Origin of the sequence: Peribacillus simplex (assembly GCF_001542915.1) — a bacterium.
GTDB classification, from domain to species: Bacteria; Bacillota; Bacilli; order Bacillales; family DSM-1321; genus Peribacillus; species Peribacillus simplex_B.
Map to the genome: position 1 here is coordinate 393,582 of NZ_LNNH01000012.1, position 23,004 is coordinate 416,585.

Annotated in this window: 24 protein-coding genes; 4 read left to right on the forward strand and 20 right to left on the reverse strand. The window is 43.5% G+C overall.

Annotated elements, in window-relative coordinates:
* A partial coding sequence (locus AS888_RS24930; protein WP_185113043.1) for a transposase occupies nucleotides 1–419 on the forward strand: 419 nt, incomplete at its 5' end.
* A gap of 547 nt (nucleotides 420–966) precedes the next feature.
* On the forward strand, nucleotides 967–1,212 hold the full coding sequence (locus AS888_RS07020) for a hypothetical protein (RefSeq protein WP_061141443.1): 246 nt from the start codon (nucleotides 967–969) through the stop codon (nucleotides 1,210–1,212).
* A 498-nt stretch (nucleotides 1,213–1,710) separates the two neighbouring features.
* Here the strand turns inward: AS888_RS07020 and AS888_RS07025 are convergent, their stop codons facing one another.
* Nucleotides 1,711–2,139, reverse strand: coding sequence for a YwqH-like family protein (locus tag AS888_RS07025; RefSeq protein ID WP_061141444.1), 429 nt, complete (start codon nucleotides 2,137–2,139; stop codon nucleotides 1,711–1,713).
* Between the two features lie 160 nt (nucleotides 2,140–2,299).
* Nucleotides 2,300–2,548 carry a hypothetical protein gene (locus AS888_RS07030; RefSeq protein WP_061141445.1) on the reverse strand — a complete coding sequence of 83 codons (249 nt, stop codon included), beginning with the start codon at nucleotides 2,546–2,548 and terminating at the stop codon, nucleotides 2,300–2,302.
* A 245-nt stretch (nucleotides 2,549–2,793) separates the two neighbouring features.
* On the opposite strand from AS888_RS07030, the gene AS888_RS07035 reads away from it, so the two are divergent.
* Complete coding sequence (locus AS888_RS07035) at nucleotides 2,794–3,204, forward strand: hypothetical protein (protein WP_061141446.1); 411 nt, start codon at nucleotides 2,794–2,796, stop codon at nucleotides 3,202–3,204.
* A gap of 74 nt (nucleotides 3,205–3,278) precedes the next feature.
* Here the strand turns inward: AS888_RS07035 and AS888_RS07040 are convergent, their stop codons facing one another.
* The 18 genes from AS888_RS07040 to AS888_RS07125 form a co-directional block, all read right to left on the reverse strand.
* Nucleotides 3,279–3,575: a hypothetical protein gene (locus AS888_RS07040; RefSeq protein WP_061141447.1), complete on the reverse strand. Its 297-nt coding sequence runs from the start codon at nucleotides 3,573–3,575 to the stop codon at nucleotides 3,279–3,281.
* A gap of 148 nt (nucleotides 3,576–3,723) precedes the next feature.
* Nucleotides 3,724–3,903 carry a DUF3951 domain-containing protein gene (locus AS888_RS07045; RefSeq protein ID WP_061141448.1) on the reverse strand — a complete coding sequence of 60 codons (180 nt, stop codon included), beginning with the start codon at nucleotides 3,901–3,903 and terminating at the stop codon, nucleotides 3,724–3,726.
* Nucleotides 3,904–3,955: 52 nt separating this feature from the next.
* On the reverse strand, nucleotides 3,956–4,981 hold the full coding sequence (locus AS888_RS07050; protein ID WP_061141449.1) for a serine hydrolase domain-containing protein: 1,026 nt from the start codon (nucleotides 4,979–4,981) through the stop codon (nucleotides 3,956–3,958).
* A gap of 150 nt (nucleotides 4,982–5,131) precedes the next feature.
* Nucleotides 5,132–5,962, reverse strand: a complete 831-nt coding sequence (gene nadE, locus AS888_RS07055) for an ammonia-dependent NAD(+) synthetase (RefSeq protein ID WP_061141450.1) — start codon at nucleotides 5,960–5,962, stop codon at nucleotides 5,132–5,134.
* Between the two features lie 35 nt (nucleotides 5,963–5,997).
* A complete protein-coding gene (locus AS888_RS07060) occupies nucleotides 5,998–7,467 on the reverse strand; it encodes a nicotinate phosphoribosyltransferase (RefSeq protein ID WP_061141451.1) in 1,470 nt (489 codons plus the stop codon).
* Between the two features lie 57 nt (nucleotides 7,468–7,524).
* Nucleotides 7,525–8,079 (reverse strand): cysteine hydrolase family protein, encoded by a 555-nt coding sequence (locus AS888_RS07065; protein ID WP_061141452.1) that lies wholly within the window; start codon nucleotides 8,077–8,079, stop codon nucleotides 7,525–7,527.
* A gap of 17 nt (nucleotides 8,080–8,096) precedes the next feature.
* Nucleotides 8,097–8,861 (reverse strand): NUDIX domain-containing protein, encoded by a 765-nt coding sequence (locus AS888_RS07070; protein WP_061141453.1) that lies wholly within the window; start codon nucleotides 8,859–8,861, stop codon nucleotides 8,097–8,099.
* 203 nt (nucleotides 8,862–9,064) lie between these two features.
* Nucleotides 9,065–10,594, reverse strand: a complete 1,530-nt coding sequence (locus tag AS888_RS07075) for an acyl-CoA carboxylase subunit beta (protein WP_061141454.1) — start codon at nucleotides 10,592–10,594, stop codon at nucleotides 9,065–9,067.
* A gap of 23 nt (nucleotides 10,595–10,617) precedes the next feature.
* Nucleotides 10,618–11,400 carry an enoyl-CoA hydratase gene (locus AS888_RS07080; protein ID WP_061141455.1) on the reverse strand — a complete coding sequence of 261 codons (783 nt, stop codon included), beginning with the start codon at nucleotides 11,398–11,400 and terminating at the stop codon, nucleotides 10,618–10,620.
* A gap of 19 nt (nucleotides 11,401–11,419) precedes the next feature.
* A complete protein-coding gene (locus AS888_RS07085; RefSeq protein ID WP_061141456.1) occupies nucleotides 11,420–12,319 on the reverse strand; it encodes a hydroxymethylglutaryl-CoA lyase in 900 nt (299 codons plus the stop codon).
* A gap of 12 nt (nucleotides 12,320–12,331) precedes the next feature.
* The gene (locus tag AS888_RS07090) at nucleotides 12,332–12,544 is read right to left on the reverse strand and encodes an acetyl-CoA carboxylase biotin carboxyl carrier protein subunit (RefSeq protein ID WP_061141457.1); all 213 of its coding nucleotides are present in this window, start codon (nucleotides 12,542–12,544) and stop codon (nucleotides 12,332–12,334) included.
* Nucleotides 12,545–12,584: 40 nt separating this feature from the next.
* The gene (locus tag AS888_RS07095; RefSeq protein WP_061141458.1) at nucleotides 12,585–13,934 is read right to left on the reverse strand and encodes an acetyl-CoA carboxylase biotin carboxylase subunit; all 1,350 of its coding nucleotides are present in this window, start codon (nucleotides 13,932–13,934) and stop codon (nucleotides 12,585–12,587) included.
* Nucleotides 13,935–13,946: 12 nt separating this feature from the next.
* Nucleotides 13,947–15,593 carry an AMP-binding protein gene (locus AS888_RS07100; protein WP_260320144.1) on the reverse strand — a complete coding sequence of 549 codons (1,647 nt, stop codon included), beginning with the start codon at nucleotides 15,591–15,593 and terminating at the stop codon, nucleotides 13,947–13,949.
* A 113-nt stretch (nucleotides 15,594–15,706) separates the two neighbouring features.
* On the reverse strand, nucleotides 15,707–16,849 hold the full coding sequence (locus tag AS888_RS07105) for an acyl-CoA dehydrogenase family protein (protein ID WP_061141459.1): 1,143 nt from the start codon (nucleotides 16,847–16,849) through the stop codon (nucleotides 15,707–15,709).
* Nucleotides 16,850–16,967: 118 nt separating this feature from the next.
* The gene (locus tag AS888_RS07110; RefSeq protein ID WP_061141460.1) at nucleotides 16,968–17,564 is read right to left on the reverse strand and encodes a TetR/AcrR family transcriptional regulator; all 597 of its coding nucleotides are present in this window, start codon (nucleotides 17,562–17,564) and stop codon (nucleotides 16,968–16,970) included.
* Between the two features lie 161 nt (nucleotides 17,565–17,725).
* Nucleotides 17,726–18,493: a hypothetical protein gene (locus AS888_RS07115; RefSeq protein ID WP_061141461.1), complete on the reverse strand. Its 768-nt coding sequence runs from the start codon at nucleotides 18,491–18,493 to the stop codon at nucleotides 17,726–17,728.
* A 29-nt stretch (nucleotides 18,494–18,522) separates the two neighbouring features.
* Nucleotides 18,523–19,569, reverse strand: coding sequence for a cytochrome d ubiquinol oxidase subunit II (locus tag AS888_RS07120; protein WP_061141462.1), 1,047 nt, complete (start codon nucleotides 19,567–19,569; stop codon nucleotides 18,523–18,525).
* A gap of 14 nt (nucleotides 19,570–19,583) precedes the next feature.
* On the reverse strand, nucleotides 19,584–20,945 hold the full coding sequence (locus AS888_RS07125) for a cytochrome ubiquinol oxidase subunit I (RefSeq protein ID WP_061141463.1): 1,362 nt from the start codon (nucleotides 20,943–20,945) through the stop codon (nucleotides 19,584–19,586).
* A 368-nt stretch (nucleotides 20,946–21,313) separates the two neighbouring features.
* Between AS888_RS07125 and AS888_RS07130 the strand changes: the two genes are divergently transcribed.
* Complete coding sequence (locus AS888_RS07130; RefSeq protein WP_061141821.1) at nucleotides 21,314–22,759, forward strand: flavin monoamine oxidase family protein; 1,446 nt, start codon at nucleotides 21,314–21,316, stop codon at nucleotides 22,757–22,759.
* The last annotated feature ends 245 nt before the right edge of the window (nucleotides 22,760–23,004 follow it).

A 23,004-nucleotide genomic window follows, 5' to 3' on the forward strand; every position in this document is an offset into this window, starting at 1 on the left:
TTTACGATGAACACTTTGATTGTTACCTTTGCCCTTCGGGAGAAACTTTAAAGTACTCAACAACAAATAAAGAGGGCTATCGCGAGTACAAATCGCCCAAACAAATTTGTGCAACATGCTCATTTTTATCAAGGTGTACGGAAAGCAAAGACCATCAAAAAGTAGTGACACGGCATATCTGGCAAGCATATGTGGAAGAAGCAGATCATCTGCGTCATCATCAAGAGGTAAAACCTATATATGCGAAACGCAAAGAAACGATTGAGCGTGTATTCGCAGATGCAAAAGAAAAGCATGGTATGCGTTGGACTACTTTAAGGGGACTTAAAAAATTGTCGATGCAGGCGATGCTTACTTTCGCTGCCATGAATGTAAAGAAGATGGCCACTTGGACATGGCAAGGTCCTAAAACGGCTTAACATAGTGGCTCGAAGAGCCCAAATCTCGTAACCTTTGGTCAAAATTTCAAAGGAATTTCAAAAGGGGTTCGGAATTTTTTAATTCCGAACCCCTTTTGTCTACAAACTGAAGCACAATCCATAAGCGGATTGTGCTTCAGTTTTGTTATTCCGATTTTTCGTTGCCGTTCCCAATAACCTTGATCAGTTCATCAAGCTTCTCATTTCTTTGCTGATCCAATTTAGTTTTGGCATTGATGAATTTTATTATCTTTATAACAAAATAAATACTGAGAATAAGAAGGCCTAGGTATAACAATATTGGTACTATTGCAAAAAGTCCAATTAATCCGCCGGAATGGTCCAAATGATTTTCCTTCTAATGTAAAATATACCTTCATTATACAGCGTTTATCTTTCAAAAGGAGATCCTTGCATCTTAATAAGCTTATTCCATTCCCCTTATTTCCCCTCCGTAATATGAATAAGCTTTGATCAATGACTTTATTTTGCCTTCGAGCTCTTGAAGCAATATAATAGAACTAGTAATGGTAAAGGGGGAATGCACATGAACCAAGGTAGAGATCCTCTCGCTTCATCACTGGCAACTCATTTACATATCAGGCTCACTCGTTTGGCAGAAGAAAGGGATATCTCTCTGGAAAGATTATTGGATAAATCCGTCGAATTGCTGCTTGAATATATGGAAGATAACGAATTGATCACCGACCATGTCAAGCTAAACAATGTGGAAGCCATTAACAAAAATAAAGAAATCATTCAACATAGCAAGGAAATCTTAAAAAAAGATTAGCAAAAACACTCAGTCATCACGGTTGGGTGTTTTTTCTTCTTCAAATGATATCGTCCATTTTTCCTGATTCATAATAAAAAAAGGACAGTCCCTCGGACAGTCCCTACTTCACAACTGCTTTACACAGTTGCTTCACCCAAATATTATTAATACCGGTGTTTGTTTTTGCACTTATTGCATTTGCAGCATTTTCTAGGAACCCATACAGTACAAGGGTCATTTTTCTCATAACATTTCTCCACATAACAACAATTTGTCTTCATCCTAACACCCTCCTTACTATTGTATATGCTTGGACTGATGGAAGGTGTGGACAAGTAGCCATAATTTAAAAAATCCTTTTTTCGGTACTTGCTGTTTAACCCCTGAAATGGAATGTTATCGCTCTAACTGTCGTTTCAACCCCAAAATTCAGGATATTTGAACCTAATTGGCAGTATTATCTACGATTTTTCGGATTTATCAATCAATACAGCGGGTTTTATCTGCGATATTCTGTTAGAACAACCGCCTTTTTAAATCGGCAATTTTACTTTCCACCTGCTCGAATGCCTCTTCTCCTTTGTTTAAAAGGTGGTCGGCTTCTTGGGCTATATTCCCTGCTATACTCAGAAGCGTATTCTCGGCATTGAGCTTGGTGATCATCGCTTCGATTTTCCATTGATAATCATCATAATCGTCATGTATGACACCGAACATCACCTGATAAGCGTCCTGACGGGCTTCCTGAAATTTATCCGAGCGCTCCCCTGTCCAGTTTTTTCCTAGCTCGGGAGTTTTTATGTTCCTGATTTCGTTAAGGCACATACTTTGTTCTTCCATAATTTCGTTTTTCGCCTTTACTAGACGGTCAATTTTTTCATTTATATTAGCCTTTTTACTGGATATTGCAGAATGCATTTGACTCAAAATATCTGCATAAACCATGAAACTCACCTCGTAAATAGTGTATTTCTTCTATCACCTATATATTTTCCTTATGTAAGATTATAAGATATTGAGGTCCAGGAGATAAATAGGGAAAAATATCCAATATCCTATTTTAGCGATATTCATAAGCATTTTATTGCCAATCTTAAACAAAGATTTATTCAAACTGTCCTTCGTTATACTTGTGCATTAAAACGCTCCGCACGAATTCGCTGCAGCTTCCAGACAAATGTGACCTTTCGGGATGTAACAGATCTCCATAGGGCACATCACCGACAAACTTTACTTCGCCTTCAAATTTCTTTTCAATTCCAGCATCAAAACCGGATACCTTAACAAAACAAGTATTATGTCCCGTTTTCATAAAATCGATTATCGTTACATCATGATTATGTTTGTCATTCATTTCTTATCCTCCAACGCTGAAATTTATCCACCACTCATTTTTTTATAATCTTATACATAAAAACACCAACCAAAACGAGTAACGCTACTATCGCTATGGGCATGATTATATTGTTCATGGGATACACCAGCTTTCTACTATGTATTGGCTGCCATGACATTTCAGCTTGCTTTTTTCATGACATGACCTTCCACTTCTATATAGTTTTATAACCTGCTATAATCTAAGGATTGGAGGTGTGAAAAATGAAAGAATTCATCGAGATATTAGCAGAAATCGTAAATAATCTTCACGATTTCATCCTGTTTTTTGTGAGTGACACGTTACATTCGAATGCAACGGACAAAGATCTCCATTTTTGGATCATGGGAATCATCGGTATCATCATCTTTTTGTTCGTATTCATTTTATCGACCATCATTTCCCGGATGCGCTTTGGGATTACAATCCTTTCTTTTCTATATACTTTTACCGTCATGGTCGTGTTGGTGTTCGCAATTGAAATACAGCAAGCCCTTACCAGCAGGGGAAATATGGAATTTCAAGATGCTGCAGTAGGCCTTTGGGGCTTTATCGTATTTTTCCTGTTTTTTGCTGTCGCCTCATCGATATTCCTTGTGCTAAAAAAGTTCCTCACGCAATCAAAAACAAGGTAACGAAGTGTCACCTTGTTTAGCTTTATCGGCAATTATGTACACCCAAAAACAGGTTTCAGGCGAAATAATCGTGTTCATTCCTTCGGTTTAGTTTCATTAAATATATCAATACTGAATAAATTAAACGAATCGTCGTCATCAATATGTTCCCGATCGTACCCAGATAGGTCTGGACCATTTTCCCGGCGACGGCGGTTCACTTCCCGTAATTCCGCTTCTAAAAATTCAGCTTGAGCGTGGGAAAGCTTGATCGTAATTTCATTCTTTTGCTCATCTGCCGCTTTCAAAAGAACATAACTATCCGCTGCATTGCGCAAAGTGACATTACTCAATGTTAAGTTCATGTTTGCCAGTTCATATCTTGCCTTCATAACGTAAAAAGACCCTCCACCCTAAACTACCAGTTAGATTCATGTATATTAAATATACTCTACTTCAAGCTATTTAACTATACAAATTCTTTGATCGGTCCTTTCCATCTTTTTATAGCAAGGGGCTTACTTAAAAACAGCCAGCCCTTCATTCTCCAAGGTTTGAAATTTGTGCCCGCTGTTCTCTTTTTCCTTCATCTTTTCTCCCCATCACCATATCATCGTAAGGTGTATACCCGTTAGAAGGCGTTTTTTTTTTGAAAAACATTTTAAAACCAACAAGCCCGACAAGGCCTACTATAGCAATCGGAAATAGCGCAGGCAGCATGCTCTTCACCCCCTATAATACCCATGCATATGAATAATAAATCTTCCTACCGTTATAGTTCATTCTCGATCAAGCAAGCTATATCATATGGGCCGCTGCTTTCATTCGAAGAAATCACGGTTGTGAGGCGGTGGGCTGGATAGACAGCGGAATGGAAACTTACACCAGGGTCATATCCCATAATGTGATATTTGAATATCTCGCCATTTTTCTTGCTGATCCATAGCCCATACCCATAGTAATTGCCTTTAGCGTCCGTCGAAATGTGGGGCTGCAATAATACATGGGTATATTCTCGATTCAGCAATCGATTGGAAAAGAGACCTTCCCAAAATTTGACCATATCCGCTGCCGTAATGAACGCCCCACCATCCGCCCCGCCTTTGATAGGAAGCGAATATACATTCGTTCTCCATGTTCCGTCCGCTTCGTCTATGTACCCGAGTGCCGTGTTTTCAGGCAGACTGTCCAGGGAGAAGTAACCGGAACCTTTCATATCACAGGGTTGAAAAATGAATTTATCGATATATTCGGAAAATTCAAGTCGTGACTGTTGCTCTACGATCAACCCTAATAAAATATAACCGGCATTGTTATAATGAAATCTTTCCCCTGGCTTGAACATCATCGCCTTATCCTGAAACATTGGCAGGAAATCCGTTAATTTTTTTATATGGTACATCGGATTTTTCTGCCATAGCTCTTCGAAGTCCTCCATCACAGCTTCATCAAAGTAATCAGGAATACCGGCAGTATGTGTCAAAAGATGATGGATCGTTATCTGTGGGGGGAAATGTGGAAACTCGAACGATAGACATTCATTTATTCGCGAGTCCAATGTGAGTAATTCATTTTGAATCAGTTGGCAAATCGCGATCGAGGTGAACAGCTTGCAGCCAGAAGCGATTCCGAACCTTGTTTCCGTCGTATTCACGATTTCGTCCGATCGATTGGAATAACCGTGTGCCGAACAATAAATTAGCTTATCTTCCGCCTTCACGCCAATTACACCCGAGAATTCCAGTTCCTTGCTAGTTTCATTAATCAATGTAGATAGTTCCATATTGACGGTGGACATGTAATACACCCTTTTGTCGGTACATTATTTTTCAATCTTGATGTTTTAGTAAAGGTGTTTGCCTAAAAAAATCCCGTATCAAAAAAACAGATGCGGGATTTTTATATTCATCCAATGAAGCCGGAGAGGATTCCCGGCTTCATCTAGCCTTTATTTCCACCAAGTATCGTAAACGTTAATCGCTTCATTGCGTTTATGTTCGGTTTTAGTATACCATCCTTCAATGATTTCGGCAGCTTCCGTCCTGATTTCTTTCCCTTCAAGATAATCATCGATCTCGTCGTAGCTAACGCCCAATGCCACCTCATCCGGAATCAGCGGTTTGTCATCCTCCAAATCGGCAGTTGGAACTTTCGTATATAGGCGCTCAGGAGCACCGACGAATTTCAGGATTTCCTTTCCTTGCCTTTTGTTTAATCGGTACAATGGGATCAGGTCGGCAGCGCCATCTCCATGTTTCGTGAAGAAACCTGTGATGGCTTCAGCTGCATGGTCTGTTCCAAGCACGACACCTTTATATAGACCTGCTAAATCATACTGCACCTTCATCCGTTCGCGTGCCTTGACGTTGCCCCTTAAGAAATGCGATAGTTTTTCGGGCACAGCGTCTTCCACAGCCTGAACGGATGCATCGACGGCAGCCTTGATGTTGACGGTGACCGTTTGGCTTGGCTTGATGAATTTCAACGCCAGCTGCCTATCATCCTCATCGGCTTGGACACCATATGGTAAGCTTACAGCGACAAACTTATATTCATTTCCGTTCGTTTCTTCATTCAGTTCATTGACAGCTGTCTGGGCGATATAACCAGCCAGAGTCGAATCCTGCCCTCCGGATATTCCAAGTATAAAGCTTTTCAGAAATGTATTTTTCTTCAAATATCCTTTCAGAAGATCCACACTTTTCCTGAATTCAACTTCAGGATCGATCGTTGGTTGAACTAGCAATTTCGTTACGATTTCTTTTTGTAATGGACGCATTCACATAGACCCTCTTTCTTAGTGAAATTGATTGATCATTTCTTAAGCATTCTCTCTACATTTGCTTTAACTTCATCAATATTCCTCATCTTATTATCCCAACAATCCTGGCTAAGGTCCACCGGATATTCTTCAGGATTGAGTGCACGAAGGTATTCTGGCCATAGTACTTGGAGATTCTTTTTCGTGAAGGCCTTTATTTCATCAATGGATGGCAAATCATAGATCAAACGGCCGTCCTTGAAAATATCCTCATGCAGATCAACCGCATCGAAGTCGGTGACGAATTTACTAAGGAAGGTATGGACCGGGTGAAACATTTTTAGTTTTTCTTGATCCTGCGGCTTTTCATATTCCATGGCCAAATAGTCGCCTTCAGCATGGTGATTCACTTTATTGATGATCCGGTATACCCGCTTCAAGCCGGGTGTCGTCACTTTTTCAGGGTTTGAAGAAATTTTGATGGTATCTCTCATATTCCCATCTTCGCCCTCTATTGAAACCATTTTATAGACCGCGCCCAACGCTGGCTGGTCATAAGCTGTGATCAATTTGGTTCCGATGCCCCAAATGTCAATTCTGGCGCCTTGCTGCTTCAAGTTTATGATCGTGTATTCATCCAAATCATTGGATGCAACAATCTTCGCATCATGGAAACCAGCAGCATCGAGCATTCGCCTTGCTTCCTTCGATAGGTAAGCTAAGTCGCCGCTGTCGAGGCGGACGCCGATGAAATTGATTTTATTCCCCAGCTCCTTGGCGACCCGGATTGCATTTGGGATGCCTGAGCGCAAAGTGTCATACGTATCGACGAGGAAAACACAATCCTTGTGGGAAACGGCATATTTATGGAATGCCGTATATTCATCTTTATAAGCCTGGATCATGGAATGGGCATGCGTTCCTGAAACTGGAATGCCAAACAGTTTACCCGCACGGACATTGCTTGTGGAATCGAAACCAGCAAGATAGGCGGCTCTCGCTCCCCAAATGGCCGCATCCATTTCTTGTGCCCTTCTTGAACCGAATTCAAGGGCGGACTCATCACCAATGACTTGTTTAATGCGCGAGGCTTTCGTAGCTACGAGTGTGTGATAGTTCACAATGTTCAGTAAAGCCGTTTCAATCAGCTGGGCTTCACCAAGAGGTGCTTCCACACGTAAAATCGGTTCATTGCCAAAGACGAGCTCCCCCTCCTTCATGCAGCGAATCGTCCCTGTAAAACTTATGTTTTGCAAATAATCCAAATATTCCTCATCATAATGCAGCTCGTTTTTCAAATAGTCGATATCACTTTCAGAGAAGCAGAAGTTTTGCAGGTAATGAACGATTTTTTCAAGTCCGGCAAAAATCGCATAGCCGCTGTTAAATGGAAGCTTCCTGAAAAATATCTCAAAAACGGCCTTTCGCTCATGAGTTTTATCTTGCCAGTATGTTTGGGCCATATTAATTTGGTATAGATCGGTGTGTAAGGCGTAACTGTCGTCGTTGTACTTTTTTTCCATGGATAGTTCCTCCCAAAAGAGAAGCGTATACTTCCCTTCTATTCTGTTGCATGTTGGCTATGATAGAATGGTTGCGCCAAGAGATCCTTTAAAATGACCAAGCGCCCATTCGTGGCCTTTATCGTTGAACGAAGCCACTGCATGTTCATATACGAAGATATTGTAGCCTAGATTGTAAGCATCGATTGCCGTGTGCAAAATGCAAATATCTGTGCACACCCCGACTAAATGCACTTCGGTGATGTGCCGCTCCCTTAGGCGGATATCAAGTTCCGTTCCTGCAAATGCCGAATAACGTGTTTTATCTATATAATGAACATTACTTCGATTTTTATTTGCTTCATATTCTTCTTTTAGCTTCCCATATAAGTCCCTACCCATTGTACCGCTAATATTATGCGGTGGAAACAAATTCGTTTCAGGATGTAAGCGGTCTCCTTCATCATGCAAGTCAATGGCAAATACGGTATAGTCGCCATTTTTGATGAATTCCTTGGTTATACCGACAAGTACCTCCTCGATATCCTGGCCTGGTTTCCCGCAGGTCAATGCTCCCTTATCCGCCACAAAGTCATACGTATAATCGATATTGATCAATGCCTTTTTTCCCATTACAGGTATTCCCCCCTTTAATAATAAATGGAGTCCGTGACAACCTCTGCATTAAATCGGTAAAGCTGTGATGGCCGATATGAATTGCGTTTTGTTTTCTTCTGCATGCCTTTTTCATCCAAGACTTTCTCCAAAAACGGAAGTTTAGGCGCCTTGGCATAAAAAAGCGAATCCGCGCTTATCTTCGCATCATCTCTTGCTGTCAGCAGGACCCGCTGCAATTCAGATAGAGTAAACTCTTCTGGCAGGAACTTTTGTGCTATCGTCGTTTGCACCATTTCCTTTTTCAGTAAGTTCATTGCATCATGGATGATCGACTCATGGTCAAATGCAAGCTCCAATTGCAAAGCTTCCTGCACCGTGAACAATTCAACCTCCGCTGCATCGTCACTCGCTTTTCTATGATGGAGAAACTCTTCCTGCACGATGGCATAAAAGGCGTTGGAAATGATCCACCCTCTCGGATCGCGTCCTGGCCGGTCATAAACACCGAAATGCTCGACATGGAATCCCGCTACACCCGTTTCTTCCTTCAATTCTCGTTTGGCGGCTTCATAGGCCGTCTCCTTGGCATTCACAAAGCCGCCAGGCAACGCCCATTTACCTCCATCAATATTCGGATTTCCTTCTTTGTCATTTGTGGCACGTTTGATCAATAATAGCTTCAAAAACATTTCAGGTGGTGCCTTTTCAGCCGTTTTCTTGGTCGTAATCGTAAAGATCGCAATATCCGCGGTGTATCCATCCGGAGTAATATACTTCTTTTTTTCATGCTGGTCCATGGCAACTCTCACTTTCTTTCACTAAGTATGGGACTGAGGTAATTAGTAAATCATTAATTACTAATTATAGTACTCCTTCAGCGATCATTTAGCAACTTCAAACGAAAAGAAATTTTCTTATTGTTCAAAAAATCTTTCATTTTGGCTTTAACCCACAAAAAAAAGCCCGATCATGATGATGACCGGACTTTTTTTGTGCCTATTTAGACGGGATAGACTCCGTGCTTGCGCGCCGTAAACGTCAATTGTTTGCTTCCATACGCCTCAAACCGGACACTCAACTCCGCTCGCAGGTCATTGGGCTGGATGATGCCGTCAACGATCATCTCGGATGCTAAACGATAAATATCAATGTCTTCATTATATTCAGTTCGCTTCTGGGCGATGAAGGCGGGCCTTTCTTCCGCTTCCATTGCATTGATTTTATTGGCATAAACGGCATTGACTGCAGCTTCCGCCCCCATGACGGCGATCAGCGCCGTTGGCAGGGCCAGAACGCAATCCGGTTCAAAAGCGGGGCCGGCCATCGCATATAGCCCGGCGCCATAAGCCTTACGGACAATGACAGAAATCTTAGGCACCGTGGCCTCACTCATGGCCGATATCATTTTCGCACCATGGCGAATGATGCCTGCCTGCTCGACCTTCGTCCCAATCATGAATCCAGGAATATCCACAAGGAACAATAGCGGTATATGGAAGGCATCACATAAATTGATGAATTTCGCTGCCTTGTCTGCTGAATCATGAAACAATACCCCGCCTTTGACACGCGGCTGATTGGCAATGATCCCAATGGACTTCCCATTCAGCCTGGCGAGCCCGGTAATTAATTCGGGGGCGAAAAGCTTCTTGATTTCACAAAACGACTCCTTGTCTATGACCCGGTCGATCAAATCATACATATTGAAGGGGGCGTTCTGATTTTTCGGAATCAATTCCTCCAACGTCTTGTCAAATTGCTCTGGAAGTTCAGGTTTCACAGGTGCAGGCTTTTCCTGATAATTTCCTGGAAAATAGCTTAAGTATTTGCGGGCAAACGCGATCGACTCTTCTTCCGATTTCACCAGCACATCTCCGCATCCTGAAACGGAGCAATGCATTTTAGCCCCGCCCATCTCCTCTTCGGTCACCTTTTCGCCAATGACCATTTCCGCCATTCTCGGTGAACCTAAATACATCGAAGCATTCCCCTCGACCATCACGACAATATCACAAAAAGCTGGGATATATGCCCCTCCTGCAGCTGAAGGACCGAACAATAGACAGATTTGCGGAACTTTTCCGGATAACTTCACTTGGTTATAAAAAATGCGTCCTGCACCGCGGCGTCCCGGAAACATTTCCACTTGATCGGTAATCCTTGCTCCTGCAGAGTCGACCAAGTATAGTAGCGGCAGCAGCAGTTTTTCTGCGGTTTCTTGGATGCGGATGATTTTCTCGACAGTCCTTGCTCCCCAAGAGCCGGCTTTAACGGTCGAATCATTGGCCATGACACAAACCCTCTGACCATTTATTTTTCCGATTCCTGTAACGACCCCATCCGCCGGAAGGCCATCATTGGCACAATTGGCAAAGAAGGCGTCCTCTATTTCAACCCCTTCATCAAATAAGAGCTCCAGACGTTCACGTACGAAAAGCTTTCCTTTTTCAGCATTTTTTTGGTGATATTTTTCTAAACCGCCTTTTTTGATCGTTTCTACCGTTTCCGTTAATTTATCAGTCGTCACCATCGATTTTCCTCCTTCATTCGAGCTCACTGCCCCATAAATACCGGTTTGCGTTTTTCCTTGAATGCTGCCAGGCCCTCCAGTCGGTCACGGCTTTTTAGAGTTGTCTGATAGCAGTCTTTTTCAATTTGCAGTCCGTTTTCGAGGGTTGTATCCACCCCTTGATTCATCGCCGCTTTTGCCGCCCTGAGCGCTAATGGAGCGTTGCGGGCAATTTCGGCTGCCAGCTTTTTCGCTTCATCCATCAATTGTTGGGCAGGATATAGATGACTGATGATTTTCAGTTCATGTGCCGTTTTTGCATCAAGACGCTTTGCCGTATATATAAGCTCTTTTGCCGTCGCCATTCCGACTATTCGGGGCAGGCGCTGAGTACCGCCTCCCCCAGGAATGATACCTAATGACGTTTCCGTCAGTCCCATCTTTGCCGTTTCCGAGGCAAGGCGTATGTCACAAGCCAGCGCAAGCTCCAAACCGCCGCCAAAGGCCGAGCCGTTAATGGCAGCAAGGACCGGGACTGGCAGGTTCTCCAAGGCTGTGATCGTATCGCCGATCAGCTTCACCGTCTCCTTGACTTCATCCTCATTCATCCCTGCCCGTTCCTTTAGATCCGCACCTGCACAAAATGCCTTTTCACCGGATCCGGTTACTATGACTGCTCGTAAATCGGCTGCCGATTTCAATTCATTCAGGCCCTCAAGTAGATTATGAAGCAATTCCGTCGATAAAGCATTGGCAGCATCAGGCCGATTTAATGTGACGATGGCGATACCCTTATCATCACGGCTTATGTCAATCAACGAAGTCATCCGTTACCCTCCTATCGTCTTATTGCGCGTTATATACAGCCATCTGATGGCTAGGCAAAGGTTTCTCCAAACAGCTTTGCATCATCGAGGCTGCCTTGATTAGTTTTTCTTGATTGATTCCTGTTTGGATCCCCATATTATGTAGCATATGGACCAGGTCATCCGTAGCAACATTGCCGCTCGCACCTGGTGCATATGGACAGCCGCCCAAACCACCGAGTGAAGAATCGAAGGTGTCGACTCCATACTGCAGCGCTTGGAGGACATTGGCCAATGCCATGCCCCTTGTATCATGGAAATGAAGGGCAATTCGGCTGAGATCATATCTTTTCACGGCATTTTCAAGGAACGAGGCAACCTGTCTTGGCGAGGCAACCCCTATCGTATCTCCCAGTGACACTTCACTGATTCCGTAGTCAAACAATTGGTCACACACCCGGAAGACTTGTTCCATTGATACCTCCCCTTCATATGGACAGCCGAAAACGGTTGACACATACCCCCTGACCGTTTTTCCGCTATTTGCTGCTCCATCGATGACCTTCTTCAATATTGGAAGGGTATCGGAAATCGATTTATTGATGTTTTTAAGATTATGGGTTTCACTTGATGACATGAAAACTGAAATTTCATCAATTTCCCCCTCAAGCGCCGCCTCAAGCCCCCTTTCATTCGGGACGAGTGCGGCATAGGTGATATCAGGATTTCGCTTTATACCCTTTGCCACCTGGACGGCATCGCTCAATTGGGGAATCCACTTCGGGTGTACAAAGGATGTCACTTCTATATAAGAAAGACCTGTCTCAGAGAGCTGATCGATCCAATCAATTTTGTTTTGCGTTGGTATGATGACTTGTTCATTTTGCAGACCGTCCCGCGGACCGACTTCCTTAATCGTCACTTTTTCAGGCCAATTCATTTTATTCCTCCTTTATTCGATGACGGCCAATACGTCACCCTCATTGACGAAATCCCCCTCATTCACTTTAAGTTCTTTAATGGTGCCCGCTCCCTCTGCCGCAATCGGGATTTCCATTTTCATTGATTCCAAAATGACGATATCCTCCCCGTCCGTTACACTTTGCCCCTCATTCGCTACGATTTTCCATACGCTTCCTGCCATGCTCGCTTTTAATTCTGCCATCCTTCATTCCTCCTGATCATATATGTTTTTATGTCACGTTTTATACGGTTAGTTTTTTAATATATTTATCTATGAAATCGGTAGTCGTATCTCCTTTGGCAAAAGCGTCATGAGAGATGATTTGCAAAAGCAAGGGAAGGTTCGATTTAATGCCTTCTATTTTATAAGTATCCAATGCTTCTCTTAACCTCTCGATGGCTTTATCCCTCGAATCACCGCTCACGACCAATTTGGCAATCATCGGGTCATAAAAATGCGACACGACGGAGGTGCCGTGAACCGCCATTTCATGACGGATTCCATCGCCTTCAGGAAGGTTCAGGCTTGTAATCGTCCCTGGTGCCGGATAAAATGTTTTCGGATCTTCGGCATATATGCGCACTTCAATGGAATGTCCATGCTTTTTAATGTCAGCTTGCGTGAAATCCAGTTTTTTGCCGGATGCAATGTTAATTTGCTGTTCAACCAAATCCAATCCGGTAATTTCTTCCGTGACAGGATGCTCAACCTGAAGGCGCGTATTCATTTCTAGAAAATAGAAATTTTTATCTCCATCAACCAAAAATTCAAGCGTGCCTGCATTGCTATAGCCGATCGACTTTACCGCCTTAACGGCAGCCAACCCCATTTTATTCCTTGTCTCTTCGTCCAGGAAAGATGAAGGTGCCTCCTCCACGACCTTTTGGTGGCGCCTTTGAACGGAACATTCCCTTTCCCACAAGTAAACGGCATTGCCAAAAGTATCCGCCAAAACTTGAATTTCGATATGACGCGGCTTTTCAATTAATTTTTCAATGAACATATCTCCATTGCCAAAAAACAATTGGGCACGTTTTTGATTTCCTTCAAATGCTTTCGAAAGCTCATCTTCATTGGAAACGGCCTGCATGCCGATCCCTCCGCCACCCGCTGCCGCCTTCAGCATGACGGGATAACCAATCCTTTCGGCAACGGCTGCCGCTTCAGCAGCATCGATCAATGGTCGGGAAAAACCCGGAACCAACGGAAGACCCGCTTGCTCCATCTTTTTCCGAGCCTCTACTTTATTACCCATTTGCTGGATCACTTCCGGTTTCGGACCAATGAATTGTAAACCAGCTTCTTCACATGAACGCGCGAAATCTGCATTTTCACTCAAAAATCCATATCCCGGATGAATCGCATCCACTCCGGTATTTTTAGCGATTTCCAAAATCTTGTTGACGTTTAAATAGCTTTCCTGAACTCTCGAGCCGCCCAATGAATGAGATTCATCCGCTAAGCCTACAAATGGCGCATCGGCATCAGCTTCCGAATGGACCGCAACCGTGCTTATGCCCATTTTCTTGCATGTACGAATAATGCGTGATGCAATTTCCCCTCTGTTTGCGATAAGAATTTTTCCGATCATCATATCATCTCCTTAATTAGTGCGTCCCGTTAGCAGGTCAAGCGTTTGTTGACGCAGCCTATACTTTTGAATTTTTCCTGATGCGGTCATTGGATAAGCTTCCGTGAAATGGATGTGCCGCGGAATTTTATGAAACGATATTTTCCCTTTGCAATAATCTGCCACTTCCTGCTCCGTCAAAGTTTCCCCCGGCTTCAAGATGATCCATGCCGCCACTTCTTCCCCATACTTTTGATCAGGGACGCCAAGCACCTGGACATCGACTATGGCAGGATGCTGATAGAGGAATTCCTCTATTTCACGCGGATATATATTTTCACCGCCGCGAATGATCATGTCTTTCAGCCTGCCTGTTATTTTGCAGTAGCCATTTTCATCCATGACCGCTAAATCTCCCGTATGAAGCCAGCCTTCCCCGTCTATTGCGAGCTCCGTAGCTTCAGGGTTGTTATAATATCCCTTCATTACATGATATCCCCTTGAACAAAGTTCCCCTTGCATACCCGATTGGACCTCTTCTCCTGTGGCCGGATCGACAATCTTGACTTCCACTTTCGGCAGGGCCCTTCCCACTGAAGAAACACGAAGTTCAATCGGGTCATCCGTTCTGGTCATGGTAATCCCAGGAGACGATTCCGTTTGCCCGTAAGTGATCGTAATTTCGGAAATCCCCATCTTGTTGACCACGCTTTTCATGACCTCGATCGGACAGGTCGAGCCTGCCATGATACCAGTACGTAAAGAACGTAAATTGTATTGGTCGAAGTCATCAAGATTAAGTTCCGATATGAACATGGTCGGAACGCCGTGAAGCCCCGTGCATTTTTCTGCCTCCACCGTCTGGAGGACCGTTCGGGGATTGAATTCCACAAGAGGAACCATCGTCGCCCCAACAGAAACGGAAGCCATCGAGCCGAGGGAACAGCCGAAACAATGAAACAGCGGGACAGGGATGCAAAGCCTGTCATCCTTTGTAAGCTTCATGCATGCAGCGACATTCAATCCATTGTTGACCAGGTTTGAATGCGTTAACATCACGCCTTTTGGAAATCCTGTCGTCCCTGATGTGTATTGCATATTGATAACATCATCGGGAGTCAATTCCCCCATCCTTCCGTCAAGGGACTCCTCCGAAATGGAGCGGCTTCCGTCCATGACTTCATCCCATGAAAATGTGCCCGGGTACCGTGTTTCCCCTAGAACGATGATGTTTTTCAATTTTGGCAGTTTCTTAGACTGCAACTTTCCTGGTTTTGCAGTTTTCAATTCAGGTACAATTTCATAAAGCGTATCCATATACGAATGGTCCTTGTACTGCTCCATCAGGATCATCGTCGTCGAATCAGATTGCTTGAGCAGATACTCCAGTTCACTCGTACGGTAATTCGTATTGACCGTAACCAATACCCCGCCCATTTTCGCTGTGGAAAATTGAGAAATGAGCCATTCCGGCTTGTTGGTCGCCCAGATGGCGATATGCTCCCCTTTTTTAATATCGAGTGACATAAACCCCCTGGCTGCCTTCCTGCAAATTTTTTCAAATTCGCTGTACGTATGGCGAAAGCCTAGTTCATGGTACACCACCGCTTCATTCTCACCATATCGCCCTGCGGTCATTTCAAGCAGTTTTCCGATCGTAACATCTAGCAAATCAGACATCATATTCCTCCTATCGAATAAAGGTAAGAATGAACGCTCTTTGCTGTATAGATAATATCTGCCATCACCCAAAATGAATCCAACCATCATGGTTCATCTGCGTCACTTACATATCAGCACCCTAATTGCCTGGCGATCACGATTCTTTGAATTTCAGATGTGCCCTCACCGATTTCCAACAGCTTGGCATCCCTTAAATAACGTTCCACTTCGTACTCCCTCATATAACCTGAACCGCCATGGATTTGAATCGCTTGATTACTGGCCCTGAATGCGGTTTCACTTGCAAACAGCTTGGCGTAGGCCGCTTCCTTTGCAAACGGTTTTTTCATGTCTTTTAACCAAGCTGCCTTATGGACCATATTCCTTGCCAATTCAATTTCCATGGCCATGTCTGCAAGCTTGAACTGAATCGCCTGGAAACTTGAAATCGATTTCCCGAATTGAATGCGCTCCTTTGAAAAAGCCAAAGCCTTATCGAAGGCTGCCTGGGCAATGCCCACTGCCAAAGCTGCAATCGAAATCCTTCCGCCATCCAGCGTGAATAAAAACTGTTTGAACCCTTTCTCTGGATCACCCAATAAGTTCTTCTTCGGAACGCGGACATTATCAAGGATGATTTCACATGTATTGGAAGCACGGACACCCATTTTTTCATAATTGCTATTAATCGTAAGCCCTTTCGTATCGGTTGGCACGATGAATGCCGAGATGATGTTCTTGCCCCTTGCATCCTTGCCCGATACTGCAGTAACGGTGATGGTTCTTGAATAGCTGGCATTTGTGATCCACGTTTTCTCACCATTTATTACATATTCATCACCATCCAATTTGGCAGTCGTTCTCGTACCGCCTGCATCGGAGCCTGCATTCGGCTCTGTCAATCCAAAGGCTGCCAGAGTCTCGCCGGTCGTGATTGGAACGAGATATTTTTGCTTCTGTTCCTCGGTACCGAAATAATAAAGCGGACTTGCTCCGAGTGAAACGGCAGCTGCATAGCTTAATCCGGTTCCACCGCAAGCCTTGCCGATTTCTTCAACTGCGATGGCATAGGAAATCGTATCGCCGCCCGAACCGCCATATTCTTCAGGAAAAGGAATGCCTAGTAACCCGAGTTTACCCATTTTTTTGAAAACATCCTCTGCGAACATTGACTTGGCGTCCAATTCAATGGCAATTGGCTTGATTTCCTTTTCGGCAAATTCCCGAACCATTTCCTTAATCATTTGCTGCTCTTTCGTAAGTGAGAAATCCATTTGTCACTTCCCCTTCCTATTTAAGACCGACTAGTTGGTCTGTGCAAATCACCTTTTCGCTTTATTCCATAATCTATGCGATATGGGGTAAAGATGGCTGGGAGCTTTCCTTTTCCATTTACTTATCCGTCAATAATGCATGAAGGATTAAATCGATATATATCTCTCCGATTTCATCGATCGTTTTTCCGCCGTCCCTTTTGTACCATTTGTAGGACCAGTTAACCATCCCCAGGATCGACATACCGGTGATTTCTACCGGCAATTCGCTGCGGAACACGCCTTTTTCAATTCCTTCCTCGATGACGGAAAATATAATTTCTTTATACATCTTTCGCTTTTTCATAATGGCTTCCACATATGGCGGTTTTAAGTAAATGCTTTCTTGATAGAATACTGAAATGTGCGGTTGATACAGGTCAAACACTTTTACGAATGATTGAATGATCTTTTTCATTTTTTCGGCTGGATGTGTACTTGCTGATATGGCTTCCTGTGCATTTGTTAATACATATGAAATAAAATAATCATGAATGACAAATAAAAGCTCATCTTTGGAAGAGAAATGGTGATAAAAACCACCCTTGCTTGTTCCGCATGCCTTAACGATTTCGTTAACGGAGACACCATGGTAGCCATGCTGTTCGAAGAGAGTCAACGATTTTTCTATTATTTTTTCCTTTAACTCCGTAGGTCTGCACCTCCACCTTTGTATCCGCTTACATTTAATCCAGTGGACAATAACCCGTTATGTATAAAACTGGATTCATTTCGATTTTACCAAATATTTAAAAATTGTCAATTTTTAAATATAATTGAAAAACAGCCCTCAAGATTAAGAGCTGTCATCTTCCTTCATTCTATTTTAAATATTTTCTATCTCCTTGTTTGCTTGTTTGCCTTGATTTCTTTTACCTTGGCTTTTACAAGTTTCCATTCATTTTCGTACGTCCATACCGACTGGATTTCCAATAATGGATCACGTTCATCGGCCCCGTTCACTTTTTGGATTCCGATAAGTCGCTTCCTTTTTCCAAAGACTGATTTGATATCAAGCGTCGTGTATGGATTCACCAAAAGCTCTGTCGGTTCATTCAGCTTTCCGTCCTGATAAATGCCCAAATCATCGTATTCTTTTTTTCTTGAACGGATATCCATCACTACAGGCTTTTGTCCTTCAATACTGATTTTCGCCTTGTATCCGTCCAAAAATTGTGCCGTTACAGGCACGGATGGAGGCATGTCCAGTTCATGTACTTTTCCATCCTTGAATGTATAGGCACGGCTTGTGATCAAACGATCCTTGCCTTCCATCAATACCGTGACCAATATGTCCTGCAGTCCATCATTATTCAAGTCCGCTACCTTTAGTTCAGGATCATACCCAGCTTCTAACGGTACGCTGATCGTACGGCGATCGCTTTCGACAATCAACTCAATTTGCTTCAGGAACTTGCTTCCCGCTTTATAAGGCAGCCCGTGAACCTGGATGATGTCTATTTTCTGGTCCCCTGTTACATCCCTTTTTGTGGAGATGTAAGTGCCATCAACCTGAAAATTCTTATCATGCGCTTCAACCGCCTGATAGCTCACAAAGAGTGAAAGAACTAAAACCGCATATTTTAGCAAATCTAACTTTTTCATCGTGATAACCTCTCTTTTCAAAGGATGGACTAATTGGTCATTTGTCGTCGTTTGAACTTACGGCGCTGGTCCTTCATGAAGATCGACCAGAAATAGTAGAAACCTGGAACCAATATTGCAAAGCCTACGATGTAAGTGGCAAACACTGCCCTGAAGGATGCAGGGTCGGTAAAGCCTGAATGGATCGTGACATTTGGATATATGATGTAAGGTAAATGGGCAAGGCCATACACATAGCTGCCGATCAAATATTGAATGATGATCGCAATGACGGCGAGACGCGGCATCCCTTTGACCTCACGTTTAGAAAAATAGGGAAGATAAAGCGCTATCCCCGCTAAGACAAAAAAGACTAGCGAAACAAGTAATAATGATGATTTTTTCATCATTTCTACATAAATCCAGTTCGCTTCGTTTTTTAATGTAACCATTACCAGCAAGGCCATGACTAGCATTAGCGGTCCGGTTATCATCGCATCCCTGCGATAGATTTTGTAAGCTTTCATTTCATCCGCTTGCTTTGAGTAGTCGGATAGGAGTAAGGAAGATAAAAAAAGTGTACTGAATACACCGAACAACAAGAAGGCATATTCATTGGGGCTCGTGAAAAGCTTCGTTAAATTCAGCTCTTCATTCCCCTTCACCCCTTCGACAAACCCTAGATGTGTGATAGGCAAGACACTGATCAAAAGGCCGGGGATGATCAAGCCCGTAATCCCTGAAATATACGTCAGCACTTTTTCATATTTGTCTACGCTATGGGAGAAAACCAAGAAAGCACTCCTGATACAAAGCAAAACCAATATCAGGCTTGCTGGAACGATTAAGGCCACTCCAATTGGGAAAACCGCACCTGGGAATAAGCTGTAGATTGCAATGACAAGTCCGACGACAAATGTATTGGTCACTTCCCAAGTTGGCGATAAATAGCTGTTCGCTATCTTCGTAGCGTTCGTTTCTTCCTTTTTAATGTAAGTCATCGCCCAGAAACCAGCACCAAAATCCATCGAGGCCATGATGGCATAAAGAAAAATAAAGCCCCAAACCAACGTAATTGCAAGAAGAGCATCGCTCATTTGCCTTCCTCCTTTCATGAATTGGAATCAAAGAGCCTCACATCTTTTTGTTCGGCTTTATATATATCCTCACTTATCGGATTTCGTTTGAAATAGTACAGCAATGTAAACACGACTGACACGCACAACACGATATATACGATAATGAACATCGTGAATAAAAATCCAAGATTCTCATAGGTTGTGACGGAGTCCGCAGTGGTAAGCATCCTGTATATCGTCCAGGGCTGCCTGCCTGTACAAGCATAAATCCAGCCACATTCGATAGAAATCACCGAAAACGGACCCGCCGCCACAAATAACCAGAGAATCCACTTTGGATAGGTTTCCTTTTTCAACCACTTACTCCAAACCAAAGCAAACAGAGATAAAGCGATTAAACCTGAACCAATGAGCACCATCGCATTGAATAAAATATGGACATAAAGAGGCGGCCAATACTCCTCAGGGAAATCGTTCAAGCCCCTTACGACCGTATCGAAACTATTGCCTGATAAAAAGCTTAAGAGCCAAGGAAATTCAATCCCATACTTCACTTCCTGGGCTTCCCGATCGGTATAACCGAATAAGGTAAGACCAGCGTGGTCCGTGGTTTCGAACAAGCCTTCGGCAGCCGCTAATTTCTCTGGCTGCTCGCGGTACAAATGCTGTGTGGTCGCATGTCCGTTGAGCGCTGTCAAAAAAGAAAAAACCAAACCCAAGACGATGCTAAGCTTCAGCGCTTTTTGGTGAAAATTAAATTCTGTGGTTCCGAATTTGTTCTTCAACATTTTATACGCAGCAACTGCCGCTACGACAAAAGCACCTGTTGTATATGCCGTAAGCGCCGTATGCCCTGCTGTCACCAAGAAGCTTGGATTGAAAAAAGCCGCCCAAGGATCCACATCGACTATTTCCCCATTTTCAAACCGGAAGCCGGCGGGCGTTCCTTCAAATGCATGCACATTTGAAATCAATACAGCCGATGCCAATGCTCCGAATGCGACAAAAAACAAACTCACGATTCGTGCCCATGGCTTGATTTTTTCAGCTGCATACACATAAATGGACATGAACAATGCCTCAACCATGAATGCATAAATCTCGATTTGGAACGGAAGCGCCATCACTCGACCAATCACTTCCATGAATCCAGGCCATAAAAGGGATAGCTGCACACCAGCAATCGTACCTGTGGGGATTCCGACTCCAAGGAGCACCCCTAATGTTTTCGTCCATCGTTTGGCCATGACAACATACTGTAGGTCCTTTGTTTTTTGATACATCAATTCCGCGGCCAACATCATCATCGGCAACCCGACGCCTATCGTCGCAAATATGATATGTACTGCCATATTCGTCCCGAACATTGCACGGGCCATTTGTAAATGATCCATACTTTCTTCCTTTCTAACCTTTGTCTCTTGGTAGTATCTCCGCAGGAAAGGAAAATATTTAATAAAATCCCACAAACTAAGTTTTCATGGGATCCATTAATATAGTTGCTTAGCTGAAAGGTTTTTTGAGGAACTAATGAAATGAATATTCTGGCGAGGTTTCTGTTGATATATATTCAGTATCTTTACGGACCCTTTTTATTGACTAGTGGAATGATTTTTGTTGATGAAGGAACCAATTAATCAATAATCTTCATAAATGGTGAACCTTTTAGAATATGATAGAGTAAATCCCCGATTAGGAATGTTTAATCAGAGAGGAGAGTTTTTTTTTGGCCTTTTCCAACGACCCGCTTTCACCCGATCAGATGCTCGCTGTCATTAAAAATGGACTGGGACCTTCCTTTACTCCAAAAAAGATCATCATCGTTGGAGCCGGCATTTCTGGATTAGTTGCCGCTTCCCTTTTAAAGGAAGCAGGACATGAGGTAACAATATTGGAAGCAAGCGGAAGGCTCGGCGGGCGCATATTGACTATGAGGGCGCCATTTCTAGATGATGCCTATCTTGAGGCTGGTGCCATGCGCATCCCGAATTATCACTATTTAGTCGCTGAATATATTAAAAAATACCAATTACGGACCCTCTCTTTTGCCAATACGACTCCAAATGACCCCATTTATGTAAATGGCATCAAGACGACGGCTGCCATATACCAACAAGATCCGGATATACTGAAATATCCGGTAGCACCACGTGAAAGAGGGAAAACAGCTGAAGAATTGCTTAATTTGGCAATTAAGCCGGTGACTGACTTCATCAATCAAGACCCTGTCAATAATTGGAGCATCGTCATTAGAGACTTCGATAAATACTCCATGAGCTTCTTTTTGCAATACAATCCAGTAGGGATCAGCCTTTCCACGGGGGCGATTGAAAGCATAAAGGTCCTTTTAGGCTTGGAGGGCTTCCCCGAGCTGTCTTTTCCTGCGATCCTTCGCGAGTTAATGCCGCTCTTTAATCCGGATATCAATTTCTATGCAATCGAGGGCGGCAACGATCGGCTCCCCTATGCATTTCTACCGGAATTGAAGGAAAATCTGAATTTTAATTATCAGGTGACAAAAATCATCCAACAAAATAATCAGGTCACCATTGATTCTAAACATACTCAAAGCAACAGGCCTTTAACGGTCACCGGAGATCTTGCCATCGTGACGATCCCACTTCAATTATTGTCCTTTATCGAAATTGAGCCCCGGAATTCCTTTTCGCATAATAAGTGGAAGGCTATCAGGGAACTTCATTACGCTGCATCGACAAAAATCGGTCTTCAATTCAGGCAGCGGTTTTGGGAGCGGGAAGGGATATTCGGCGGTAAATTGTCGACCGACCTTCCCATCAGGTTTGCTTATTACCCTAACAGCATGTTTAATCAAAGTGAATCCGGCCTTCTCTTGGCCAGCTATACGTGGGAAGATGACGCCACGTTATGGGATATTCTTCCTGAACAAGACCGAATCCAAAATGCGTTGAAGAATCTGGAAAAAGTGCATGGAAAACAAGTATACGATCAGTTTTTAACCGGTGCTTCCTATAGCTGGACTTTGAACCAGTATGCATATGGGGCTTTCTCCATGTTTAAGCCTGGTCAGGAAACAGACCTGTTCCCCTACATCCCCACCCCTGAAGGCAGGGTCCACTTCGCAGGGGAGCATACCTCAACGTCCCCAGCCTGGATCGAAGGAGGAATCCAATCGGGGATACGGGTTGCACATGAAGTTACGAACCTGCCAAGAACATATAACCTATGAACTTGGAAGTGCGCATGCCGCAAGCGTCGCTAAGGCTCAAGTAGACGCTCTTTTCCTGCAGCAGCCGCGTACACACGCTCCAATCAAATGGACTTTTATTTTTTGATACAACTCTTTTGCCTTAGGTCTTTTTTGATTTAAAATTTGAGGGGAAGAGGATGCATTCCATGCATGATTCTAATCATCAACTTGAAATGATTGCTATAGAAAGATAGGTGCCTCTCAAAAGCTATGGCAAAAGATGG